We start from the raw sequence: 22,507 nt of genomic DNA, 5'->3' as shown, positions 1-22,507 counted from the left end.
GAATGTTGATTTGAGGCATCAGTAGAGCACAATTTATCCTCGTCTGGCTGACATTTTGAAGAGAAACGCGAAACGGGTAACAGATGTAACGCCGGGATGGGAAGGGGGGGCACCTTCCGCATCCGGAATTTGTCTTACGGGTTCCCGGGCGGGCGATTAAGCAAGGCAGAGGACAGTCGTGCAATTGCCGACATGACTTGAGCTTTTGATGCACGAGGCGCATATCGTTGTAATCGTCAATGCAACTGGAAATCGTGCCGCGACGCCAAGGCAGCCCGACTTCCCCGATACGAAGGAGACTTGCCATGAGCAAATACCGTCATCGCCTGCCTCAACTGCAAGGCGACCTCTTCATGACCGACGGCGGCTTGGAAACCACGCTGATTTTCCATGATAAGGTGGAGCTTCCCTATTTCGCCGCCTTCGACCTGCTCAAGGATGAAACGGGCACCGCGGTATTGCTGCGCTACTTTGCCTGCTACGCCGAACTCGCTTGCGCGCATCGCGTCGGGCTGGTGCTGGAAGCTCCGACCTGGCGCGCCAATCCCGATTGGGCTGCGAAGCTGGGCTATGACCGGGAGAGGCTTGCCGACGCCAACCGCAAGGGAATCTCCCTGCTGCTCAAAATCCGCGACCAGTACGAGACGCCGCAAACGCGCATCGTCATCAGCGGCAACCTCGGGCCGCGCGGCGATGGCTACCGGCCGGGCCACTGCATGAGCGCGGAAGAAGCGCAGGCCTACCACGGAACCCAAATCGAGACGTTCGCGCAGACCGATGCCGACATGGTAGCCGCCTTCACCATGAACTACGTGGAGGAGGCGATCGGCATTGCCGCGGCGGCCAGGGTGTGCGGCATCCCGCTGGCACTGTCGTTTACGGTTGAGACCGATGGCCGCCTGCCGTCCGGCCAGACGCTCGAGGAAGCCATCGTGCGCACGGACGCGGAGAGCGGTGGCTATCCCGCGTATTACATGATCAACTGCGCGCATCCGACGCATTTCGACCATGTATTGCGCGGCAATGGCGATTGGCTGCAGCGCATCCGCGGATTGCGCGCCAACGCATCGCGGCGTAGCCACGCGGAACTCGATGAGAGCACCGACCTGGACGCGGGCAATGCCGAAGAACTCGGCATGCTCTACGGCGCGCTGCGCACCTCGCTGCCACGCTTGTCCGTCGTCGGCGGATGCTGCGGCACCGATCACACCCATGTCGATTCGATCTGCCGCGTCATGAACGGCATGCGCTGACGCTGTCCGCAACCGCCTCACGAAATACAACACTCTTGACCGTGCGTACCCTTGCGCTGACTTTTATCAAACGGGCGCCGCACCCCCTCGGTGATGATGATCCAAAACTTGAAGGCTCTCTCGCAGGGCTCGTGAATCAGGGAGCATCATCATGTTTGAGGTGACACGTGTTACAGGCAACTCTAGGCAGTCGAATCACGGCAGGACTTCTTTGCGTATTGGTCGCCGCTTGCGGTGGCGGCAGCTCCGCTCCGCAGACGGGAACAACAGGTACGACAGCGACAACGGACACGGGGGCCGGCAGCAGCCAGCCGCCGGCGACGCCTTCCACAAGCACGGGACAGGGAAATACCTCCCCGCCTCCATCGTCGTCCATTGACGGCGGATCCGGCTCATCGGGCAACGGCTCGACGAACACCGGCAGCACGCCGCAAACACAGCCACCTGTGAGCACCGTTCCGCCGGATGCGACGCAGGCACGATTCAACCAGCCTCTCGGTATCGCACGCGACAGCAGCGGCAACCTCTATGTGGCGGATTCGGCAAACCATACCATCCGCAAGATTTCACCGGCAGGCGTCGTCACCACGCTGGCCGGAATGGCGGGGACCAGTGGCAGCAGTGATGGCGCTGGTACGGCGGCACGTTTCTCGGCACTGAAAGGCATCGCCGTGGACAGTGGGGGGAATGTCTATGCCGTGGATAACAGCGCGATACGGAAGATATCGCCACTTGGTGCCGTGACAACGCTTGCGGGTGCTGCGGGCGAACCTGGCGACGCCGACGGCACGGGAAGCGCGGCACGCTTCCGCCGGCCGTGGGGAATTGCGGTGGACGCGGCAGGTAACGTGTATGTTGCCGATACCGAGAACCTCCTGGTGCGGCGCATCACTCCAGCCGGCGTAGTCAGCACGCATGCGGGGACGCGCGGCATGCGCGGGCGGGCAGACGGTTCCACGGCCAGCGCCACCTTCCTCGGGCCCATGGGCATCGCCATCGATGCGGGCGGCAATCTGTACCTGACCGACTGGTTCGGCCCGCCGGCGCCGAATATCCCGGAGGGGAGCACCTTCATCCGTCGCATCGGTTCGGATGGATCGGTCAGTACGGTGGCAGGCACGATGAATGGCGAAACCGGACCGGGCGCCTTCATGGATACCTTTGCGATCACGGCCGACGGCAGCGGCAGTGTCTTTGTTGCGGCGATGCGCAGCATCAAGCGCGTCAGCGCAACGGGGGCGATCACGACCGTCGCCACGGGCACGGATTTTCAGTCGCTCAATGGCATCGCGATCGATGGCGCAGGCGCCCTCTATGTGACCGACGTCTCCAGCCATACAGTGAGCCGCGTGACGCAAGGCGGCGAGGTCACCCTTGTTGCCGGCAAACCCGGAGAACCTGGGGCCGCCAACGTTCCTTGACAGGATGGCAATGCACGCCATGTGCATTGCCTCCTTCCGCGCCGAAATTTTCCGCTGCGCTTTAGTCCGAGGGAATTTGCATCAGGGCGGCTTGTCAGATGGATAAGCCGGTGCTGTTGTACTCCTGATTTTTCGAAGTAAATACCATGATTTCTTCGATTTTTTAATGAGGCGAACCCTTGTACGATGCACACTTTCAGGAGCATCTCGCTCGGGAGAAGGAAATGACGGAAAGAGTGGAATGGGAAGTGGTCGATGGGTCGTCGCCGGGCCGTGAAAAACGCCAGGCGACGGGCGAAGCAATGCGCGTGATACTCGGCCGCGGGTGGAAGTGGAAGATTGCCGGCACGGCCATCGTGTCGCTGGTGACGCTGGCGCTCTTCGCAACGCTGACCGGGGCGCTGGTGCTGCTGTTTACCGCAGGTACGCTGCTTGCCGTCGCCGTGCGCAAGCTTAGATCGGTGTTCGGCGATAAGCGCGCGGCCGGCGCTACGGTCTCAGTACGATCTTGATGCAATCGTCCTGCTTGTTGCAGAAGATGTCGTAGCCATACGCGGCGTCGTGCAGCGGCAGGCGATGCGTGATCACCACCGACGGATCGATCTCGCCGCGCTGGATGCGCTCCAGCAGCGGCTGCATGTAGCGGTGCACATGCGTCTGGCCGGTCTTGATGGTCAGCGAGCGGTTCATCACCGAGCCGAAAGGCACCTTGTCCAGAAAGCCGCCGTACACACCGGGAATCGACACCACGCCGCCATTGCGGCAGGCCATCAGCGCCTGGCGCAGCGCGACCGGCCTGTCGGTTTCTGCCGCCAGCGCCTGTTTCACGCGGTCATACGCGCCCATCAAGCCCATGCCGTGCGCCTCCATGCCGACGGCGTCGATGCAGGCATCCGGCCCGCGTCCGCCGGTCAATTCCTTCAGCGCGGTCGCCACATCTACTTCTTCGTAATCGAGCGTGATCGCCTTCGACTTCTCGCGCGCCATGCGCAGGCGTTCCGGGAAGCGGTCTATGCCGATCACCTTTTCCGCGCCGAGCAGGTAGGCGCTCTGGATCGCGAACTGGCCCACCGGCCCGCAGCCCCATACCGCCACCACCGAGCCGGGTTTTATTTCGCAGGCCTCCGCTGCCATGTAGCCGGTCGGCAGGATGTCGGACAGGAACAGCACCTGCTCGTCGGTCATGCCGTCCGGGATGCGGAACGCACCCACATCGGCGAACGGCACGCGCGCATACTCGGCCTGGCCGCCGGCGTACCCGCCCGTCATGTGCGAATAGCCGAAGATGCCCGATGGCGAGTGGCCCCACATCTTCTCCGCCAGCGCCGCGTTGGGGTTCGAGTTCTCGCACACCGAATACAGCTTCTCCTGGCAGAAGAAGCAGTTGCCGCAAGCGATCGGGAAGGGGATGACGACACGGTCGCCGATCTTCAGGTTGGTGACCGCCTTGCCCAGTTCGACGATCTCGCCCATGAATTCGTGGCCGAGGATGTCGCCCTTCTCCATGCCGGGCACAAAGCCGTTGTACAGGTGCAGGTCGGAGCCGCAGATCGCGGTCGACGTGATCTTCACGATCGCGTCGCGCGGGTTGAGGATCTGCGGATCGGGCACGTTATCGACCCGCACGTCTTTCTTGCCATGCCAGACTGTCGCTCTCATCCCGGTTGTCCTTTCCTGAAAAGCGTGCGGGTGATCGCGCCGCGTTCGCCGGACGGTTGCCCGATGGTGGTCGGGATCTCGCCGGTCTCGATCAGCCACTTGAAGCGGCGCAGGTCTTCGTCGATCTGCTGCGACGGCTCCTCGCCGAACATCTTCGCCACCAGCGCGCCGGCAATGCCGCCCGGCGGCCTGTAGCTCATCAGCACGCGCACGATGGTGCCGCGGCCGCCGGGGGCGGGTTCGAAGCGCACCACGCCTTCGTTGTCGACCTGCGATCCTTCCAGCGAACGCCAGGCGATGTGCCGTCCGGGTTCGTCGGCCACCAGTTCCGCATCCCATTCGACCGTGCTGCCGGCGGGCCCCTTCGCCTTCCAGTGCATGCGGTTGTCGCCGGTGATTTCCACCGACTCGAGGTGCTTCATGAAGCGCGGGAAGCTCGAGAAGTCATGCCAGAAGCGGTAGCACTCTTCCGGGGAGAAGTTGATCGTAATGCTCTTTTCGAGACGTACCTCGCCCGTCACGGTCGGTCCCTGGCCCATCTGCTTGCGCTGCGTGTTGTCGATGCTCGATAACAGATCGAGCACGGCGACACCGGCAACGGCAGCGGTCGCCCAGCCGATCCGGCCGCGCAGGCTGCGCGGCGCGCGTGCGGCGGCGCCGAGCAGCGCCAGGTCCATCGCGTCGCCGGCCACGCGTGTCCACAGCCAGTTGGCGGGGCGGCGCTGGCTGAGGATGCCGACGCCGCTCGCAATTTCCCGGGCGCCCAGCGTGCGCATCAGCTTCGGGCTGTCCTGTACGCCGATCGCGCGAGACACGCCGCGCGGCGCAAGCAGCTGCGCCAGGCCGAGGCCGATGCTGAACCAGCCGAGGACTTTGGCGAGCTGCTCGGCACGGTCGGCTTTCGGGGAACGGTAGAAGGTATCGAAGGAGGGAGTGGCTTGCTGGTCGTAGCCGGTGGGGGCGGTGGCGTCGGGACTGGTATTGATGTCGGGTAAGGAGTCCGTCGCCTGGCCCGTCGCTGACGGGCTTGGTGCCTGGTCTTGCATGGTTTTCCTCCATCTGACGTCCGGGCAGGGCCCGTATGGTCTGGTTAGTCAGACTTATCGGAGGAGGAGTTCCCGCCGGATGGCGGCGGGCGAAGGGTGTTGATTGCCGAAAATGTGTGCGGCGGAATGCTTGCCTGCGGGACGTTGCCTTACTGGCCGGGCTGCCGGTCCTTGTTCTCGCGGCTCATCGTGGCCATCTGCTCGAAGGTTTCCCAGGGCAGTTCGGTCACTTCCGGCTTGGGGATGTGGCGGTAGTTCTCGAGGCCTTCGTTGATGTAATCGTCGGCCGGCTCTTCCCGCTTCTGGTCCTCTGCGCCGTTCTCCGCCGGTTTGGCTTCGCCGTCGCGCTGCACGGTCACGGCCTGGGTGGCATCCTTGATCGGGAAGCGCCAGTAGATCTTGTCCAGTTCCAGCCCGCAGGACTTGCGCACGTGCTCGCGCAGGGTCATTTCGATGATGTGTGACAGGCGGAAGCGCTTCATCGGCTCCGACTCGACGATGGCGGTATAGCGGCCGCTGTTGTCGAAGCTGGTGGCGTCGGCCGACACTTCGACGCCGCTGCGGCGGAAGTAATCGATGATGGTGTTGCGGATCAGGGTGGCGTGACGCTTGGCGCGGCTGGCCTTTGCCTTGGCCGCGCTGAGGTAGGCAAGAATGCCGATGATGAGCGCGGCCAGGACGGCGATGAGCGTCAGTGTAACTGCGTCAACATTGAAAGACATTCTTGTTCGACCTCACGGAACATGGGCAGATTGGCGGGGATGCCTGATGCAAGATCATATCACTGCAGAATCCAAAATGAATTGAAATCATGCAATTCCCGCGCCCGCCGTGGCGGCGCGGGAGGGAGGTACCATGGATCGGCAGGATTCACGGCCTGGACAGACGCGCCACGGGAGCTACCGGAGCGGGCGCTGTAGGACGCCTTCCGGCCACCGGGAGGTTGTCTGTCTGCCAGTCCGCCGGCGCAAGCTGGAAAACGCCCACCACGTTTTCCAGCACTTCCGCCTTCTGCCGCAGGGCGTCGGCCGCCGCCGACGCCTCTTCGACCAGCACGGCATTCTGCTGCGTCACCTGGTCCATGCGGGCGATTGCCTGGTTGACCTGTTCGATTCCGGCGCTCTGTTCGGCGCTGGCCGTGGTGATTTCGGACATGATCGCAGTCACCCGTTGCACGCTGTCGACAATCTCGTGCATCGTGCTGCCGGCACGTTCGACCAGTTGGCTGCCTGCTTCCACCCGCTCGACCGAATCGCCGATCAGGCCTTTGATTTCCTTGGCCGCCGCCGCACTGCGCTGCGCCAGGCTGCGTACTTCCGACGCCACCACGGCAAAGCCGCGCCCCTGTTCGCCGGCGCGGGCTGCTTCGACGGCGGCGTTCAGCGAGAGGATGTTGGTCTGGAACGCGATGTCGTCGATGACGCCGATGATGTCCGCGATGCGCCTCGACGACGCCGTGATGGAACCCATCGTTTCGACGACCTGCCCGACCACGGCGCCGCCCTTGGTCGCAACGTCCGAGGCGGATACCGCCAGGCGGTTGGCTTCGGCGGCATTGTCGGCGTTCTGCCGCACGGCGGAGGTCAGTTCCTCCATTGCCGATGCGGTCGCTTCCAGGCTGGCGCCCTGTTCCCGGTTGCGTTGTGACAGGTCGCTGTTGCCGGCGGCCACCTGGGCGCTCACCGCCGAGATTGCCGTGCTCACCTCGGCCATGCGTCCGGTGATGCCCACCAGGTTGTCCTGCATGCCGCGCAGCGCGGTGAAGAGCCGTCCGGCCTCGTCCGCCGATGCCGGTTCGATGCGGCAGGTGAGGTCGCCGGCGGTGATGCGCGCGGCAACCTCGACCGCATGCTGCAGGGGGGCCGCGATGCTGCGTTGGTAGACGAAGCGGATGAATGCCGCCAGCACGATCACCATGGCCACCAGCGCGCCGAGGATCAGCCATGTGATGCGGTCGCCGTTGGCCACTTGCGCCGAGCGGTCGCTGCTGACCTCCATCACGCCACGCAGGTCGCCCAGCTTCCAGTCCTTCTTGGTGCTCAGGGGGGAACTGTTGTGGCAGGCAACGCATGCCTGGGCCGTCATCTTGTCGGCCATTGCCACCCGGACGATGGTCTTGCCATCGACCATGTCGGTACGCGTATACGCCTTGTCCGGATTGGCGCTGAGGAAGGCCCACGCCTCCTCGCCGAACTTGTCCATCCCGCGGCCGGTACGGTTGGCGAAGGGGTAGGGGCTGTACACCCGCAATGCAACGCCTTCGTCCTTGAGCAGGGGGCTGAGGTCGTGGACCATGGTGGACGGGGCCGGGATGGCATTGGGGTCGTTGCGGTGGTCGACCGAAGTCTTGAATTCGCCCTTTCCGAGCACCTTGGCCACGACGTTCTCGGTGTAGTACGCACGGAAGGTCTTGATTTGCTTGACGGTGTCCTGGCCCGCATGGATCGCATCCTGTTCGATGTTCTCTCGGATCAGGCCAGGCAGCAGAATGGCCGCTGCCGCGGCACACAGGCCCAGCAGGACGCAGACTGGAATGTAGAGCTTCCAGAACAGGCTGCGGGTGAACACGTTGGCCATCGCCTCTTCTCCTCATGCAAGAAATGCAACGCTGCCGCGGATCGCGGCAGATGCATGACTATACGAAGGCCACGGCGATTTATTCCCGGATGTGAAGAAAAATGAGCTTGCCCAGGGATCAGTCCATGCTCTTGGCCAGCAGGGTGAAGTGCTCGACCACCGGCGGCGAGGCGAAATACGGGCCGACGATGGCGCGCCATTCGGTAAAGGCCGGCGACTGGCGGAAGTCGACGGTATGGTTCTCCAGGGTTTCCCAGAAAATCTGCAGCACGTAACGCTCGGGCGACTCGATGCCCTTGTTGACCTTGTAGCCGCGGAAGCCCTTTGCCTTGGCGATGACCTGTTCGACCCCACGCAGGATGGCGGCGTCGAATTCAGCCTGCTTGCCGGGCTGGATGCGGATGTCGGCGAGTTCGAGGATCATGTTGTTTCCATTGAATGAAGGGAGGGCCCGATTATCCCATGAAGGACGCAGCGGGCCGGTTGCGGCATCCGGCTACGCGGCCCGCCTTGCCTTGCGCCCCTTCTTTTCCTTGCCCGCGTCCGCTTTCGCCGCCTGCGCCAGCCTCTCCTGCAGCAGCGCCAGCACTGCCGCCTCTTCCGCGCCAAGCGCCCGGAGCTCCTGCGCCATCTCCTCGCGGGCCCGCTGCTGCATGGCGTTGACCATGGTGCCGTCGAGGTAGGACTCGATGACGGCCGGGTGCACATAGCACTTGCGGCAGATGCTCGGCGTGTTGCCCAGCCGTTCGGCCACCGATTCGATGGCGTGCACGACATTCTTCTTCGCCTGCGCTTCGGAATCGAACTTCTCGTATTCCTGCAGCGCGAGCGCCGCCAGCACCGTCCCCGACCAGGTACGGAAATCCTTCGCCGTATAGTCCTCGCCGGTGATCTCGCGCAGGTAGTCGTTGACGTCGGCCGAACCGACGCTGCGCTGTTCGCCGTCGTCATCCACGTACTGGAACAGTTCCTGGCCGGGCAGATCGCGCGTGCGGCGGATGATGCGGGCAAGGCGCGGATCGTCGACCTTGATCGAATGCTGCACCCCGCTCTTGCCGCGGAAGCGGAATTCGACCTCCTTGCCGTCGATGCACACATGGCGGTCGCGCAAGGTGGTCAGTCCGAAAGACTTGTTCTGGCGCGCATATTCCTCGTTCCCGATGCGCATCATGGTTGCCTCGAGCAGGTAGACGATGGTGGCCAGCACCTTCTCGCGCGGCAGGCCGGGCAGCTTGAGCGCCTCGCCGACGCGCCGACGGATCAGCGGCAGCGCCTTGCCGAAGCTAAGCATGCGCTCGTACTTCGCCTCGTCGCGCACGCTGCGCCAGCGTGCATGGTAACGGTACTGCTTGCGGCGTTTCGCATCGCGCCCTGTGGCCTGGATATGCCCGTTCGGCCATGGGCAGATCCAGACGTCGGTCCATGCGGGCGGAATCGCCAGCGATTTGATGCGCGCCAGCGTTGCCTCATCGCGCACATGCTTGCCGTCGGGGCCGATGTACTGGAAGCCGTCCTTGTCGGGCACGCGGGCGATGCCGGGCACGCCGTCGCCCGCATAGCGCAGCCCAACCTGTCTGGCGCTAGCGACAGCGTCGCCCGTCGTCGCAACCGTGCTGTCCGGCGTGTTTTTCATGCGTTCTCCGGAAGGGTAGGTCGACTGTAAATGCTCATGCGCCGCGAGACATGAGCGGAGTCAATCTGTCGTCGGGTGTTGTGCCACTTTCGACACAAGCCCCAGGCGCAATTGTTTCCTCTTGAAAACCCCTGTCGTGCCGCCTAAGAACCTGTTCAGTGTCTTTGAATCAAACGCTGCAGAAGCGATGGATGCGGAGCAGCGACCATGGGACGAAAAGATTATCCGAGCGATATCAGCCGAGACCAGTTTGAGGTGATCCGGCCGATGCTGGAGGGCGCGAAGCACCGGACAGCGCCAAGGCGTGTGGATTTGTATGACGTGTTCTGTGCGATCTTGTATCTGCTCAAAAACGGTTGTACCTGGCGCGCGATCCCAGGCGATTTCCCGGGTTGGAATATCGTGCGCTATTACTTCGATCATTGGACAGTCGGTACGATTGACGGCTTCAGCTTGTTTGAGCAAGCGTTAAAAAAAACTGGTCAAGCAAGAGCGTATCGAGAATGGACGCGCAGAAAAGACCAGCTTTTGCATTCTGGACGCGCAAAGCGTGAAGAACACGGACACGGCGCAGGCCAAAGGCTATGACGCGGGTAAGAAGGTATCGGGAATCAAGCGACATCTGGCGGTCGACACACAAGGGCTACCGCATGCGATCGACGTGACGACAGCTGATGTGACCGACCGCAACGGCGCCTTACTCATGTTATTGCTGAACGAGGACATGCTGTCAGAGGTGAAAAATCTCCTGGTCGACGGTGCCTATACCGGCGATCGATTCGCAGAGTTGGCGTGGAAGATCCTGGGTGCAAAGGTGGAGGTGGTCAAGCGAAGCGAGCTGCATAAGTTCGTCGTCATTCCGAAGCGCTGGGTTGTCGAGCGATCATTCGCATGGCTGGAGAAATGCCGGCGACTATGGAAGAACTGCGAACGCAAGCTGGAAACAAGCTTACAGTTCGTCGTGCTCGCGTTCCTCGCATTGTTATTACGGAGACACTGAACAGGTTCTAAGGTGAAAAGATTGGCGCTGTTCCTATTGATGAGCGGCGGTTGATAAAAGGAAATTCCATGGGCGCGATGTCCTTCCTCAGCCACATCCTCGGCCCCAAAAAGGAGGAGCCCTGGTATGCGCCGCCAAAGGATGAGGCCACCGTGCAGCACCCCGAGCAGGCTGTGCGTGCGCCGGAACAGGATGCGGTTGTCCCGGACGCCATCCTGCTGCGCGAGGAAATCGTCGATGCCCGCAACCGCCTGTGCGGCTACCGTTTCATGCCGCGCGCCCTTGCCGAGCAGCATGCTTATCCTGAACCGCTGTTCTTCGACGCGTTGCGCGAAGAGCGCGTCGCCGAATTCGCCCAGCGCCGGATTGCCGTGATCCCGATCACTCCGGACGCGATGATCTTCGGCAGGCATCACGCGGTCATGGCACCGCATGTGCATTTCCTGCTGGACGCCGGCCGGACTTCTCTACGCTACGACGACCTGGTCGGCAGGCTGGCCGCCTTGCGCGGCAGCGGTTGCCGCACGGCGCTGGCCGGTGTTTCCGTCACCCCGGAAGCACGGGCATTGCTGGCAGAAACCGACATGCTCTTCCTCGACCTCGCGGCGCAGCCGATGCCGGTCCTGCAGTCGATGCTGCGCGGACTGCGTGCCGACTTTCCGAAGCTTGCGCCGGTGGCGACAGGCGTGCATTCATGGGCCGAGCAACGCATGTGCGTATCCTGGGGATTCGAATACTGCATCGGGGATTTCATCGCCACGAAGGACGGCGACGAGGAGGAAGGCGACCTCAACGAAAGCCAGCTGGCGACGCTGGAAATGCTTAACCTGCTGCGCCGCGAAGCCGAACTATCCGATCTGGTAGCCATCGCCAAGCGCGATCCCGCGCTGACCTTCCACCTGCTCAAGTGGGCGAATTCGCCGGCGACCGGCCTCGCCCATGCCGTCACGAGCGTCAACCAGGCGATCATGGTGCTGGGGCGCGGACAGTTGTACCGGTGGCTGACGGTGGCCATGTTCCGCATGGGCCGCCACCGCGAACGGGACGAATCCCTGCTTGAAATCGCCCTCGCCCGTGCCCGCACGCTGGAAACGCTTGAGGCTCCCGATCTGTCCCCGGCGCGGCGCGACGAGCTGTTCCTGGTCGGCCTGCTGTCGCTGTTCGATATCCTCCTGAACATGCCGATGCAGAAAGTGCTGGCGCAGATGCACCTGTCGGACGAGGTCGCGGATGTGCTCCTGCGCAGCATGGGCCCTTATGCGCCCTGCCTGATGCTCGCCATGGCCATGGAAAAGGGACGCGTGAGCCAGGTCGCGGATCTCTCCGGCCGGCTGCATATTCCGCCTGATACCCTGGAGCCGGTGAGGAGCGCCGCCTTCCGCTGGGCCCAGGATGCTCTCCGCGGCGCCGATGCCCACGGATCGCATTGACAAAAAGGCATCGTCAGGTTTGCAGCGATGCGGCGTCCGTTTCCTCCGTCGCCAGGGGGATGGAGACGCGCAGCACGGTGCCCTTGCCGGGGGTGCTGTCGATACGCAGTGTCCCGCCGAGCATGGTGACGCGTTCCTCCATGCCGATCAGGCCGAAGCGATGCGTCTTGCGCTGCTCGCCGGGATGCATGCCGATGCCGTCGTCACTGATCACTATTTCCAGTTGCCGCATGCCGATGCGCACTTCGACGCGGACAAAGGTGGCGCGCGCATGGCGGCTGATATTGTTGAGCGATTCCTGCAGGATGCGGAAGACGGCGGTTGCCTGCGTTTCCGGCACCAGCCGGCCTTCGTCGTGCATGACGAGCTCGCAGATGAGGTTGTTGCGGCGCTCGAACTGCGCGACCTGCCACTCGATGGCCGCCGGCAGGCCGAGGTCCAGCACCGAAGGACGCAGGTTGTTCATGATGGCGCGGATCGATTTCATTGTGGTGTCGATGTACTCCAGCGCAGTCTCCGCTCGCTCCTGCAGCCGCGGGTGGCGTTTGCCTGTGCGTGCATGCAGGGCCGAGACGTCGAGCCGCAGCGCCAGCAGGTTCTGGCCAAGTTCATCGTGGATCTCGCGCGCGATGCGCTTGCGTTCGTCCTCGCGCACGCGCTCCTGGTAGGCAGCCAGTTCGCGCAGCGTCGCCTGCGACTGGCGCAGCGCCTCTTCCGCCTTCCTGCGTTCCTGGATTTCATGCTCGAGCTGATCGATGGCTGCACGCATTTGCAGGACAGACGGCACGCGCAGCACTTGCGGCATGATCTTCCACAGCATGACGGCGGTCAACGCGGAGATGAAGGCGGTCACTATTCTGGCAGAGGCGTCGAGCCAGTAGGCAGGATGCCAGATGGTCCAGATCGCGATGAAGTGCGTGGTGCCGCAGGCGAAGATGAACGCCGAAAACATGAGGAAGATCCAGTTGAACCGGAGGTCGCGGCGTTTGCGGACGAGGATGACCAGGGCAAGCGGGATCGAATAATAGGCCAGTCCGATGGCTGCATCGGATATTACGTAGGACCACAGCAGTTCCGGCGTCCACAGATAGCAGTGCCCGTGGGGCATGAATCCCTCGGTGGAAAACCATTTCTCGATCAGGTCGGTCACAATGCCTCCATGCTTGGAACCCGTCCGAGTCGGGAAAGGCTCCTTTCCTTGCCTTGAATCCCGAATGATGCCTCAGATTTTGCTGCACTGCCTCATTGATTGCCCCCTGATTAAAGGGTGTATCCCGTCTGTTGCACGATCGGACATTCATATCGCATACTTGAACGCATCCCTCGCGCATACCTGCGCGTCCACTGCAGGAGATTCATGCGGCTATTCCCTGAAAAATATCGTGTCCTGGCCTGGATCGGCCTGCTCCTGACCGCGGGTTTTCTGGCAACCTGCATCGCAGCCTACCTGGTGTCGCGCGAGGCCGTGCAGCGCGGCATTGCCGAGCAGGCCCTGCCACTGGCCAGCGAGGTCATCGACGCCGGAATCCGCGCCAAAATCACCCGCCCGGCCCTGATTGCATCGACGATGGCCAGCGACAGCTTCGTGCGCGACTGGATGGCCAGGGGGGAGGACGATACAGACGCCATCGTGCGCTATCTTGATGGCATCAGGAGGGAATATGGCGCCGTCGACGTCTTCCTTGTTTCCGAGCGCACGCGCGGCTACTACACACCGCAAGGCGTCTCCAGGATCGAGCAGGAAGGCAATGCCGGCGACACCTGGATGTACCGCACACGCGACTTGACGCAGCCCTTCCTGGCCGAGATCGATATCAACCGCGCGAACGGCAACGCCATGACGATCGTCATCAATCACCGCATGACCGGCCGCAACGGCCATTTCCTTGGCATTGCCGGTGTCGCGATGCGCATGGACGGACTGGCGGCGCTGTTCGACAACCACGAGAAGCATGGCGGAAGGCGCATCTATCTGGTGGACGGCCAGCGCAAGATCGTCCTTGCCGGCAGCACGCCACCCAGCGCCAGCCGGGCCATCGACCAAGTGCCGGGGATCGGTGAGATCGCGGACCGGCTCCTGCCGCGGGACGGCAAGCCCGTGCTGCTCGACTACCGGCACGAGGGGGCGCACATGTTTGCCAGCGCGCGCTTCATGCCCGAACTGGGCTGGCATCTCATCGTGGAACAGGACGCGGCGGACGACGTGGAGCCGGTGTGGAACGCATTCATGCTGACGCTGGCCATCGGCGCCGTCGTCACCCTGCTGGCCCTCGCACTGGCCTTGGCCACCGTCCAACGCTACGACAAGCGGCTGGAGCAGATGGCAGGCACCGACATGCTGACCGGGCTGCTGAACCGGCAGGCGTTCGACATCGTGTTCCGCCAGGCCATGCTCGAGGCCGAACGCGGGACGCATCCGTACTCCTGCATCCTGTTCGATATCGATCTCTTCAAGCAGGTGAACGAGTCCTGCGGCCACGCGGCCGGCGACGAGGCGTTGCGCACGATCGCGCGCATCTCCCGCGCCATGCTGCGCGAGAGCGACGTCATCACGCGCTGGAGCGGCGAGGAATTCGTTGTGCTGCTCAAGGAGTGCACGCTGGAGCAGGCGGTCGCGGTGGCGGAAAAACTGCGGCATTCGGTCGAACGTCACGACTTCTCGCCCGCTGTTCCGGACGGTCGGATCACGATCAGCCTCGGCGTTGCGCAGCATGAGGCCGGCGAGACGGCAATGCGCTTCCTGCAGCGTGCGGACGAAGCACTCTACAAGGCGAAGGCGAACGGAAGGAACAGGTTGCAGGTTGCCCGGACGGGCGGAATGGAAGGAAGTGCAGTGGAGGAGGCGTCGTAAGAATGCCCCCTCCCGGGCGGGAGAGGGCAGGTGCGGGTGCTGCTTAGTAGCTGGTCAGGGGAACCGGCTGGCCGCCCTTGAAGGTGAACACGGTCACCGGGGACGACTTCATGTTGCCCTTGTCGTCGAAGGCGTAGGTGCCTGCGACGCCCTTGTAGGAGCCCTTGGCGATTTCCGCGCCGACCTTGGCGGCTTCCACCGAGTTGGCCTTCTTCATCGCTTCGGCGAACATCATCATGCCGTCATAGAACGAAGCGGCGTAGACGTCCGGATCTTGGTTGTAGCGCTTCTTGTACTTGTCCTTGAATGCCGGACCGGAAGCGGCCTTGTCGAGGATCGCGCCGCCCTGTGCGCACAGCACGTTCTCGCCGACGGCGTCGCCGCCCAGCTTGCCCATTTCCGGCGCGCAGATGGTGTCGCCGCCCAGCAGCTTGGCGTTGATGCCGAGCTGCTTCATCTGGCGGGCCATCGGGCCGCCCTGCGGGGCATAGCCGCCGAGGAAGACCGCATCGACCTTCTTGGACTTCAGGTTGGTCAGGATGGCGGTGAAGTCCGCGGCCTTGTCGTTGGTGAACTCATGGCCGACCAGGTTCAGGCCGGAGATCTTGGCCTGCTTCTTGAATTCTTCGGCGACGCCCTGGCCGTAGGCGGTGCGGTCGTCGATCACGGCGACGTTCTTCACCTTCAGCTCATTGGCGGCGTACAGCGCCATCTTGGAGCCGAGCTGGGTATCGCTGGCGTTCACGCGGAACAGGCCCTTGTAGCCCTGCTCGGTGATCTTCGGGTTGGACGCCACGGTCGCGACCAGTGCGCCGCCGTCGTTGTACACGCGCGATGCGGGGATGGTGACGCCGGAGTTGTACGGACCGACGATGAATTTCACGCCGCTGTCGATCAGCTTCTGCGCTGCGCCGACGCCGGCCTTCGGATCGGCCTGGTCGTCTTCGGACATCAGTTCGAACTTGACCTTCTTGCCGCCGACGGTGATCGGCTTGGCATTCAGTTCCTCGATGGCGAGGCGCACGCCGTTTTCATTGTCCTTGCCCGAGAAGGCTTGCGAGCCGGACAGGGGGCCGCTGTGACCGATCTTGACGACGGTTTCTTGTGCTGCTGCGGCGCTGGCCAGGCCCATCAGGGCGAGTGCGCCGATAATCTTGTTGAGTTGCATGCAGGTTCCCAATTAAATGACTCTCCATTTGGCACAGGCCCCGATTGTGTCGGGGCCGCGCCCTCCTAATGTGAACTGGTTACTTCACGGCTGTGGATTATGGGGAAGTTCGTGCAAAATTATCTTGCGTTCTTTTTACGGAAACCCGGCGTTTTGAGCGATTTATTGCTCACGGAAGATTGAATTCGAATTAAATTTGGCTGAGAGTCGATTGTGGTCAGACAGACAAGCATCGCCACGCATGGAGGGGCAGGATGAAAACCGGCAATTTGTTTGGACAGATACCGACGCAGCTCCCGGAAGAACTCTTCCAGCTTCTTGCCGTGGGCGAAGGCGCGCGCGTCGAACGGATCGTGTCGAAGGGCCATGCATCGCCGCCGGACTACTGGTACGACCAGCCGGAAAACGAATGGGTGATGGTGGTGCGCGGCGAGGCAAGGTTGCGTTTCGAGAAGGACGACCGCGTCGTGCATCTCGCTGCCGGCGACTATGTCAACATAGAAGCGCACGAGCGCCATCGCGTGGAATGGACGCGCGAGGATATCGAGACGGTCTGGCTGGCCGTCTTTTACCTGGAATCGGGGGAATAAGGCAGATGGATCTGGTGATACGGAATGCAACGCTGCCCGACGGCAGGCAAGGCATCGACATCGCGATCGAACAGGGCCGCATTGCGGCGGTCGGCGCGAAACTGCCAGCGCAAGGCGCGCAGGAAATCGATGCGGGCGGCGACCTGGTGACGCCGCCCTTCGTCGATGCCCACTTCCACATGGACGCCACGCTCAGCTACGGCCTGCCGCGCGTCAACCAGTCGGGCACCCTGCTCGAAGGAATTGCACTGTGGGGCGAACTGAAGCCGCAGCTGACGCAGGAGGCGCTGGTCGAACGCGCGCTGCACTACTGCGACTGGGCCGTCGCGCGCGGGCTGCTCGCGGTGCGCACGCATGTCGACGTCTGCGACGACCGCCTGCTTGCCGTCGAAGCATTGCTGCATGTGAAAAAGCAGGTCGCACCCTACCTCGACCTGCAGCTCGTCGCCTTTCCGCAGGACGGCGTGCTGCGCAGCCCCAACGCCTTCGACAACCTGAAGCGTGCGATTGCGATGGGCGTCGATGTCGTCGGCGGCATTCCGCATTTCGAACGCACGATGGCCGACGGTGCGGAGTCCGTGCGGCTGCTGTGCGAATTTGCCGCGGACAAGGGCCTGCGCGTGGACATGCATTGCGACGAATCCGACGATCCGCTGTCCCGCCACATCGAAACGCTGGCTTACCATGCGCACCGCCTCGGCTTGCATGGCCGCGTGGCCGGTTCGCACCTGACGTCCATGCATTCCATGGACAACTACTACGTGAGCAAGCTGCTGCCGCTGATGCGCGAAGCGGGCGTCGCCGCCATCGCCAATCCGCTGATCAACATCACGCTGCAGGGGCGGCACGATACCTATCCGAAGCGGCGCGGCATGACGCGCGTGCCGGAACTGCTTGCCGCCGGCATCGACGTCGCCTTCGGCCACGACTGCGTGATGGACCCGTGGTACAGCCTCGGCTCAGGCGACATGCTCGAGGTCGCGCACATGGGCCTGCACGTCGCGCAGATGACGGGGCAGGAAGCGATGCACGCCTGTTTCATGGCGGTCACGCAGACGCCGGCGCGCATCCTCGGTCTGGAAGGCTACGGACTGCAACCCGGCTGCCATGCCGACCTCGTGGTGCTGGATGCCGGCAGCACGATCGAAGCGATCCGCCTGCGTGCTGCACGGCGGTATGTGGTGCGGCGCGGACGCATCGTCAGCCAGGCGCCGTCCGCGCATGCGCGGCTGGACTTGCCGGGACGTCCGGCGCAGGTCGACTTCCGGCTCAGGCGGTGACTGCCGCACGCGGCGACAGCAGGTGCAGGACAAGAGCGGCGGCCAGGCAAGCGATGGCCAGCACGTCCGCTGCGACCACTCTTCCGACCGCCGCGTTGTAGCCCCCGGTCGACCAGGCCAGCCACAGGAAGGACACGGCACTGGCAAGACCGGCGCCGATGGCAAGCACGCGGTACTCCATCCTGAACACTGCCAGCAGCAGGAACGCGCCGAGCAGGCCGAACAGCAGCGCGCGGTGACGCATCATGATCTGCAGGTTCGCATCGTCGAACGGCAGTCCGTACAGCGACACGAGCCGTTCCGCCCCGAGCAAGCCGGAGAGCGGGAGCAGGTGGATCACGCCCGCCACGCCAAGCAGAACCGCGATGGCTTTGTTCATATCCTCCTCCTTCACATTCCGGCGAAGGCCAGCATGGCGACGCGCGCCGCAATGATCCAGCACACGGCCATGCCAAGCAGGTAGGCCACCATGCGCCAGGGCTGAAGGCCGGCCAGGTAGACCGCCGTATGCGCGTACCGGATCACAACATACGCACCGAACAATGCTTGCGCCGCACCGAGCGGGGCACCGGCCAGCACATAGGCCAGCGCCAGCGCAAGAAACAGCGGCAGGTTTTCGACATCGTTGCGCCAGACGCTGGCGCAACGGCGCACGAAGCTGGATTCCTCCGGACGTGCCGGGATGCCGAGCAGGGCCGCATCTTCGGGGACGGTGAACATGCGGCTGCGAAAGCGGCTGCCTACTTGCAACATGCTGGTCAGCGTGACCTTCAGGAACAGCGCAACCAGCGCCAGGGCAAAAGCGGGAAAGGCAGGGTAATCGGTCATGGCATCCTCGTTGGTTGGGTGCGGCCATTGTCAGGCGTCTTGCCCGGCGCCACCATTGTCGAAACCGACATTGTTATGGTTAAATCCGCCATATGACACGACAGGCCAAAACAGTCCGCATCGGCATGCTGGTCTACGCCGGCTGCCTGCGCGGCGGGGCGGTGATGCCATTCGACGTGTTCCGCATCGCCAACACGCTGGCGGGTTTGCGGCCGGCCGCGCAGCGCGTGCATTTCGACGCGCAGTGGTGCAGCGCCCGCGAGGAAACGACGCTCGACATCGGCGGTCTCACCTTCCATCCCCAGCCCCTGGATCTGAAGAAACTGGATGCCCTGATGCTTCCCGGCATCGATCACCAGGGCCCTTTCGACATTACACCCATGCTCGAGAAGCTTGGGCCGGAGCAGGAAGTGCTGCGCCGCTTTTCGCGTACCGGCAAGCCGGTCATCTCCAGTTGTTCAAGCACCTGCCTGGTGGCCGAGGCGGGACTGCTCGACGGCCGCCGCGCGACGACAAGCTGGTGGCTGAGCGCCTACTTCCGCAAGCGCTACCCGCAGGTATCGCTCGATGCGGAACAGCTCGTGGTGCAGGACGGCAACCACGTCTCCTCGGGCGGCGTGACCTCCTATATCGACCTCGCGCTGTGGCTGGTCGGCCATTTTGCCGGCGAGGAATTGCGGCAGAATGCGGCGAAGGTGCTTGCCATGGATGCCAACCGTTACAGCCAGGCGCCGTACATCGCCACCGCCATGATCCAGGACGACGGCCATGCGGTGATCGAACGCGCGCGGCGCTGGCTCAACCAGCGGCTCGACCGCGCATGGTCGACGGCGGAACTGGCGGAGTACTGCAACACCAGCCAGCGCACCCTGCTGCGGCGCTTCCAGGAATCGGTCGGCATGAGCCCGATCCAGTATGCGCAGCAATTGCGCGTGGAGCGGGCCAAGGCCTTGCTGGAATCCACCCGCCTGTCGCTGGAAGACATCACCGGCCGTTGCGGTTATGAGGATGTATCGACTTTCAGCAAGGTATTCAAGCGCTGGGCGCAAGTGACGCCGCGCGAGTACCGCAGCCGGTTCGGATTGCGCCAATGAAGCCGGGACGTGCGAAGCGCATCCTTGTCGCCGCCATCGTCGTCGCCGGCGTGCTGGTCATCGCGGCCGTCGCCGGATTGCAATATGCCACCCGTGCGCTGAAGGAGCAGGTGCAGCAGGCGCTCGGCCCGGAAAGCGAAGTCGGCGAGATCGTGGTCGGCGTGTCATCCATCGAAATCCGCGACATCCGCATCGCCGCGCCCAAGGGCTGGCCGTCGCCCGACACGCTGCGCGCCGAGCGTGTGGTGGTGCGTCCCGATCTGCTGGGCCTGTTCTCGTCGCGCATCCACGTCCCGTCCATCCTCGTGGACAAGGCCTACGTATCCGCCGTGCGCGGACGCGACGGCAAGGTGAGGCTGCTGCCCAGCCTGCTGGAGAAAAAGCCCGGCGAGGGCGGGCAGTCCGCGCCGCCGGAAGTGAGCATCGGCACCATCGAACTGCGCAACGGCGCGCTGGAATTCTTCGATGCGACGGTGCGGCAACCTGCGCACATGACCCGGCTGGAACAATTGCACGCGCGCGTCGATGACCTGCGCATCCCCAGTCTTTCGAGCCGCACTGCCATCCAGATCGACGGCCAGGTCAAGGGTGTGCAGCGCAATGGCAAGCTGTCGATCACCGGTTGGGCGGAACTCGCCACGCGCAACTCGGAGATCGCCACCAAGCTGCAGGGCGTGGACCTGGTCGCGCTGCAGCCTTACCTGATCAAGGCATCCGAGACGGGCGTGCGCAAGGGCACGCTCGACCTGCGCCTGAAATCGACGGTGCGCAAGAACCACTTGCATGCGCCGGGCACGGTCACGCTGAGCAATCTCGAACTGGCGCCCGCGTCCGGCGCCTTCAATACCTTCATGGGTGTGCCGCGCCAGGCCGTCGTTGCGGCGCTGAAAAACCGCAAGGGCCAGATCAGCATCAATTTCACGCTCGACGGCAACCTGGACGATCCGAAGTTTTCGCTGAATGAAAGCTTTGCGCTGCGCGTCGGCGCGGCCGTTGCCGAAACCCTGGGCATCAGCATCGAAGGCCTGACGAAGGGCGTCGGCACCGCCGCCGAAGGGATCGGCGGCGTGGTCAAGAAACTGTTCGGCAGGTAAAACTAGTAGGATCTGTAGCCCTTGCCGACAAACGGCGGCACCCGGCCGACCAGTTCTTCCAGCATCACCAGTTGTTCGTCGGTGTGATCGACGACGTCCTTGGCACGGCGGATGGCCGGGCCTTTATTCCCGCTGCCGATGTTGTAGGGCGACTCGTGGTGCTTGGTGCGCACCCAGCGCCGCGCCTGCGGCCTGTCTTTGGGTGTGACCACGGCCAGGCCGTAGCAGAGGCAGAAATACGTGTTGTCCGGGCTGGCGCTGATGAAGCAGCCGGTGCCGCGTATGCCGATGGTGGCGGTGGGCGTTTCGAGACGCTTGCGTCCCTTGCCGAAGACACTGAGCACCTTGCCCGTGATATAGCGCAGCACCACCACACCCGTTGCCTGCGTGGTGCCGAACTCGCTGTTCTCCTGCTGCAGGAAGGCATCCTTGCCGATCACGAACACGGCCTCGCTCTCCGGGCCGGTCACGACAGTCTGGCCTGGCTTGATCTCCTGTCCGATGGCCGCGGGCTGTCCGTCGACCGTGACTGTCCCCTTGATGCTGCGGATGCCGCTTTGCATGCCGGTATGCTTGGCCGCCAGCGCGGCGCGCATCAAGCCCGCCATGCCGCCGATGCCGAGCGCACCTGCGACGGCCAGCCGGCGCAGTGCTGACCGCCGCGCCGTCCTTGCCTGGTTCCTGTCCATCGTTCTCCTCCCCGCTTTATTGTTTAATGTGGGTCCGAACATTCTATCGGTTCATCGGCTAAAGAGAAGAGGCAATTTTTGCCCGGAATGCGCTAAGGTATAGTCCTTTGGACAAGTAGACGCTGCAATGACTTCACCGCTCACTCCCGACCAGATCGGCCAGTTCAGGCACGACGGCTTCCTCGTGTTCAGGAAGCTTGCCCAGGCCTCCGCCTGCGACGCCATGCTGGAGGTCGTCCGCGCCCATCTGCAGCGTGAAGTGGCTCCTGTCGAGTATGAGGCCGAAGTGGGCTATGCCGGCGCGCCGGACTCGCTGGACGCTCCGGGCGGCAGGACCGTACGGCGCCTGCGCAGTGCCCACCAGCGCGACGCCTGCTTCCGCGCCTGGGCAGAGGACGTGCGCATTGTGACGTGGTTGCGGCAATTGCTCGCGGAGCCGGTGTGCCTGACGCTCGCGCACCACAATTGCGTAATGACAAAGCATCCCGATTTCGGCACCGCGACCGGGTGGCACCGTGACATCCGCTACTGGTCGTTCGCGCGCAATGACCTGATCGCCGTCTGGCTGGCGCTGGGCGTAGAGAGCGAGGAAAACGGCGCCCTGCATGTCATCCCCGGTTCGCACCGGCTGCCAGTCGGACGCCACCAGCTGGACGACCTCGATTTCCTGCGTCCCGATGTGCCGGAAAACCAGGCCTTGTTTGCACAGGGGCAGGTGCTGGAGCTTCAGCAGGGCGATGTGGTGTTCTTCCACAGCGGCCTGTTCCATGCCGCGGGGCGGAATGCGACCGGGCAAGTGAAGCATTCCGTCGTGTTCGCCTATCGCGGACAGAGCAACCAGCCTGTCGAGGGATCGCGCTCGGCGGCGGCTGGCGATATCTTTCTCGGTTAGGC

At 63.5% G+C, this 22,507-nt stretch carries 22 protein-coding genes; 11 read left to right on the top strand and 11 right to left on the bottom strand.

Annotation, left to right across the window (positions count from 1 at the left end):
* The first annotated feature begins 305 nt into the window (after window positions 1-305).
* The 3 genes from AC3WOY_RS11750 to AC3WOY_RS11740 all read left to right on the top strand — a co-directional run bounded on the left by AC3WOY_RS11750 (window position 306) and on the right by AC3WOY_RS11740 (window position 3,186).
* The gene (locus AC3WOY_RS11750; RefSeq protein ID WP_492423907.1) at window positions 306-1,253 is read left to right on the top strand and encodes a homocysteine S-methyltransferase family protein; all 948 of its coding nucleotides are present in this window, start codon (window positions 306-308) and stop codon (window positions 1,251-1,253) included.
* 446 nt (window positions 1,254-1,699) lie between these two features.
* Entirely contained in the window at window positions 1,700-2,674 is a 975-nt protein-coding gene (locus AC3WOY_RS11745; protein ID WP_492423905.1) for an NHL repeat-containing protein, read from the top strand.
* A gap of 224 nt (window positions 2,675-2,898) precedes the next feature.
* Window positions 2,899-3,186 (top strand): hypothetical protein, encoded by a 288-nt coding sequence (locus tag AC3WOY_RS11740; RefSeq protein ID WP_492423903.1) that lies wholly within the window; start codon window positions 2,899-2,901, stop codon window positions 3,184-3,186.
* On the opposite strand, the gene AC3WOY_RS11735 is transcribed toward AC3WOY_RS11740, so the two are convergent.
* The 6 genes from AC3WOY_RS11735 to AC3WOY_RS11710 form a co-directional block, all read right to left on the bottom strand.
* Window positions 3,164-4,333, bottom strand: a complete 1,170-nt coding sequence (locus AC3WOY_RS11735) for a zinc-dependent alcohol dehydrogenase (RefSeq protein ID WP_492423901.1) — start codon at window positions 4,331-4,333, stop codon at window positions 3,164-3,166. The genes AC3WOY_RS11740 and AC3WOY_RS11735 overlap by 23 nt on opposite strands.
* The gene (locus AC3WOY_RS11730) at window positions 4,330-5,379 is read right to left on the bottom strand and encodes an SRPBCC family protein (RefSeq protein WP_492423899.1); all 1,050 of its coding nucleotides are present in this window, start codon (window positions 5,377-5,379) and stop codon (window positions 4,330-4,332) included. The genes AC3WOY_RS11735 and AC3WOY_RS11730 overlap by 4 nt, the downstream gene beginning before the upstream one ends.
* 149 nt (window positions 5,380-5,528) lie before the next feature.
* On the bottom strand, window positions 5,529-6,101 hold the full coding sequence (locus AC3WOY_RS11725) for a hypothetical protein (RefSeq protein WP_492423897.1): 573 nt from the start codon (window positions 6,099-6,101) through the stop codon (window positions 5,529-5,531).
* A 148-nt stretch (window positions 6,102-6,249) separates the two neighbouring features.
* On the bottom strand, window positions 6,250-7,956 hold the full coding sequence (locus AC3WOY_RS11720) for a methyl-accepting chemotaxis protein (RefSeq protein WP_492423895.1): 1,707 nt from the start codon (window positions 7,954-7,956) through the stop codon (window positions 6,250-6,252).
* Between the two features lie 118 nt (window positions 7,957-8,074).
* The gene (locus AC3WOY_RS11715) at window positions 8,075-8,380 is read right to left on the bottom strand and encodes an antibiotic biosynthesis monooxygenase family protein (protein WP_492423893.1); all 306 of its coding nucleotides are present in this window, start codon (window positions 8,378-8,380) and stop codon (window positions 8,075-8,077) included.
* Between the two features lie 72 nt (window positions 8,381-8,452).
* A complete protein-coding gene (locus AC3WOY_RS11710) occupies window positions 8,453-9,589 on the bottom strand; it encodes a DNA topoisomerase IB (protein ID WP_492423891.1) in 1,137 nt (378 codons plus the stop codon).
* Window positions 9,590-9,796: 207 nt separating this feature from the next.
* Here AC3WOY_RS11710 and AC3WOY_RS11705 point away from each other — a divergent pair.
* Window positions 9,797-10,589, top strand: a protein-coding gene (locus AC3WOY_RS11705) for an IS5 family transposase (protein ID WP_492423889.1) whose coding sequence is annotated in 2 segments (ribosomal slippage) — window positions 9,797-10,069 and window positions 10,071-10,589 — 792 coding nt in all. Because the reading frame shifts where the segments join, the coding sequence is not laid out codon by codon here.
* Window positions 10,590-10,657: 68 nt separating this feature from the next.
* The gene (locus tag AC3WOY_RS11700; protein ID WP_492423887.1) at window positions 10,658-12,019 is read left to right on the top strand and encodes an EAL and HDOD domain-containing protein; all 1,362 of its coding nucleotides are present in this window, start codon (window positions 10,658-10,660) and stop codon (window positions 12,017-12,019) included.
* Window positions 12,020-12,032: 13 nt separating this feature from the next.
* Here the strand turns inward: AC3WOY_RS11700 and AC3WOY_RS11695 are convergent, their stop codons facing one another.
* On the bottom strand, window positions 12,033-13,169 hold the full coding sequence (locus AC3WOY_RS11695) for a sensor histidine kinase (RefSeq protein WP_492423885.1): 1,137 nt from the start codon (window positions 13,167-13,169) through the stop codon (window positions 12,033-12,035).
* A gap of 207 nt (window positions 13,170-13,376) precedes the next feature.
* Here AC3WOY_RS11695 and AC3WOY_RS11690 point away from each other — a divergent pair, with 207 nt between their 5' ends.
* On the top strand, window positions 13,377-14,870 hold the full coding sequence (locus tag AC3WOY_RS11690; RefSeq protein WP_492423883.1) for a sensor domain-containing diguanylate cyclase: 1,494 nt from the start codon (window positions 13,377-13,379) through the stop codon (window positions 14,868-14,870).
* A 43-nt stretch (window positions 14,871-14,913) separates the two neighbouring features.
* Here AC3WOY_RS11690 and AC3WOY_RS11685 read toward each other — a convergent pair whose 3' ends face one another.
* Entirely contained in the window at window positions 14,914-16,038 is a 1,125-nt protein-coding gene (locus tag AC3WOY_RS11685) for a branched-chain amino acid ABC transporter substrate-binding protein (protein ID WP_492423881.1), read from the bottom strand.
* Window positions 16,039-16,292: 254 nt separating this feature from the next.
* Between AC3WOY_RS11685 and AC3WOY_RS11680 the strand changes: the two genes are divergently transcribed.
* Window positions 16,293-16,628 (top strand): cupin domain-containing protein, encoded by a 336-nt coding sequence (locus AC3WOY_RS11680; RefSeq protein ID WP_492423879.1) that lies wholly within the window; start codon window positions 16,293-16,295, stop codon window positions 16,626-16,628.
* Window positions 16,629-16,633: 5 nt separating this feature from the next.
* Window positions 16,634-17,908, top strand: coding sequence for an amidohydrolase family protein (locus tag AC3WOY_RS11675; protein WP_492423877.1), 1,275 nt, complete (start codon window positions 16,634-16,636; stop codon window positions 17,906-17,908).
* On the opposite strand, the gene AC3WOY_RS11670 is transcribed toward AC3WOY_RS11675, so the two are convergent.
* Both AC3WOY_RS11670 and AC3WOY_RS11665 read right to left on the bottom strand, forming a co-directional pair.
* Window positions 17,898-18,287 carry a phosphopantetheine adenylyltransferase gene (locus AC3WOY_RS11670; protein ID WP_492423875.1) on the bottom strand — a complete coding sequence of 130 codons (390 nt, stop codon included), beginning with the start codon at window positions 18,285-18,287 and terminating at the stop codon, window positions 17,898-17,900. The two genes, AC3WOY_RS11675 and AC3WOY_RS11670, sit on opposite strands and share 11 nt — an antisense overlap.
* Before the next feature lie 11 nt (window positions 18,288-18,298).
* Complete coding sequence (locus tag AC3WOY_RS11665) at window positions 18,299-18,736, bottom strand: MAPEG family protein (protein ID WP_492423873.1); 438 nt, start codon at window positions 18,734-18,736, stop codon at window positions 18,299-18,301.
* Window positions 18,737-18,828: 92 nt separating this feature from the next.
* Here AC3WOY_RS11665 and AC3WOY_RS11660 point away from each other — a divergent pair, with 92 nt between their 5' ends.
* Both AC3WOY_RS11660 and AC3WOY_RS11655 read left to right on the top strand, forming a co-directional pair.
* A complete protein-coding gene (locus AC3WOY_RS11660; protein WP_492423871.1) occupies window positions 18,829-19,830 on the top strand; it encodes a GlxA family transcriptional regulator in 1,002 nt (333 codons plus the stop codon).
* Window positions 19,827-20,924: a DUF748 domain-containing protein gene (locus tag AC3WOY_RS11655; RefSeq protein WP_492423869.1), complete on the top strand. Its 1,098-nt coding sequence runs from the start codon at window positions 19,827-19,829 to the stop codon at window positions 20,922-20,924. The genes AC3WOY_RS11660 and AC3WOY_RS11655 overlap by 4 nt, the downstream gene beginning before the upstream one ends.
* 2 nt (window positions 20,925-20,926) lie before the next feature.
* Here AC3WOY_RS11655 and AC3WOY_RS11650 read toward each other — a convergent pair whose 3' ends face one another.
* Window positions 20,927-21,613, bottom strand: coding sequence for a FecR family protein (locus AC3WOY_RS11650; protein WP_492423867.1), 687 nt, complete (start codon window positions 21,611-21,613; stop codon window positions 20,927-20,929).
* Between the two features lie 127 nt (window positions 21,614-21,740).
* On the opposite strand from AC3WOY_RS11650, the gene AC3WOY_RS11645 reads away from it, so the two are divergent.
* Window positions 21,741-22,505, top strand: a complete 765-nt coding sequence (locus AC3WOY_RS11645) for a phytanoyl-CoA dioxygenase family protein (RefSeq protein ID WP_492423865.1) — start codon at window positions 21,741-21,743, stop codon at window positions 22,503-22,505.
* Window positions 22,506-22,507: the final 2 nt, after the last annotated feature.

It is taken from the genome of Noviherbaspirillum sp. FW303-A3 (assembly GCF_058788695.1).
The sequence above is the reverse complement of the archived record's forward strand: the minus strand, read 5'-3'. Positions and strand labels throughout refer to the sequence as shown.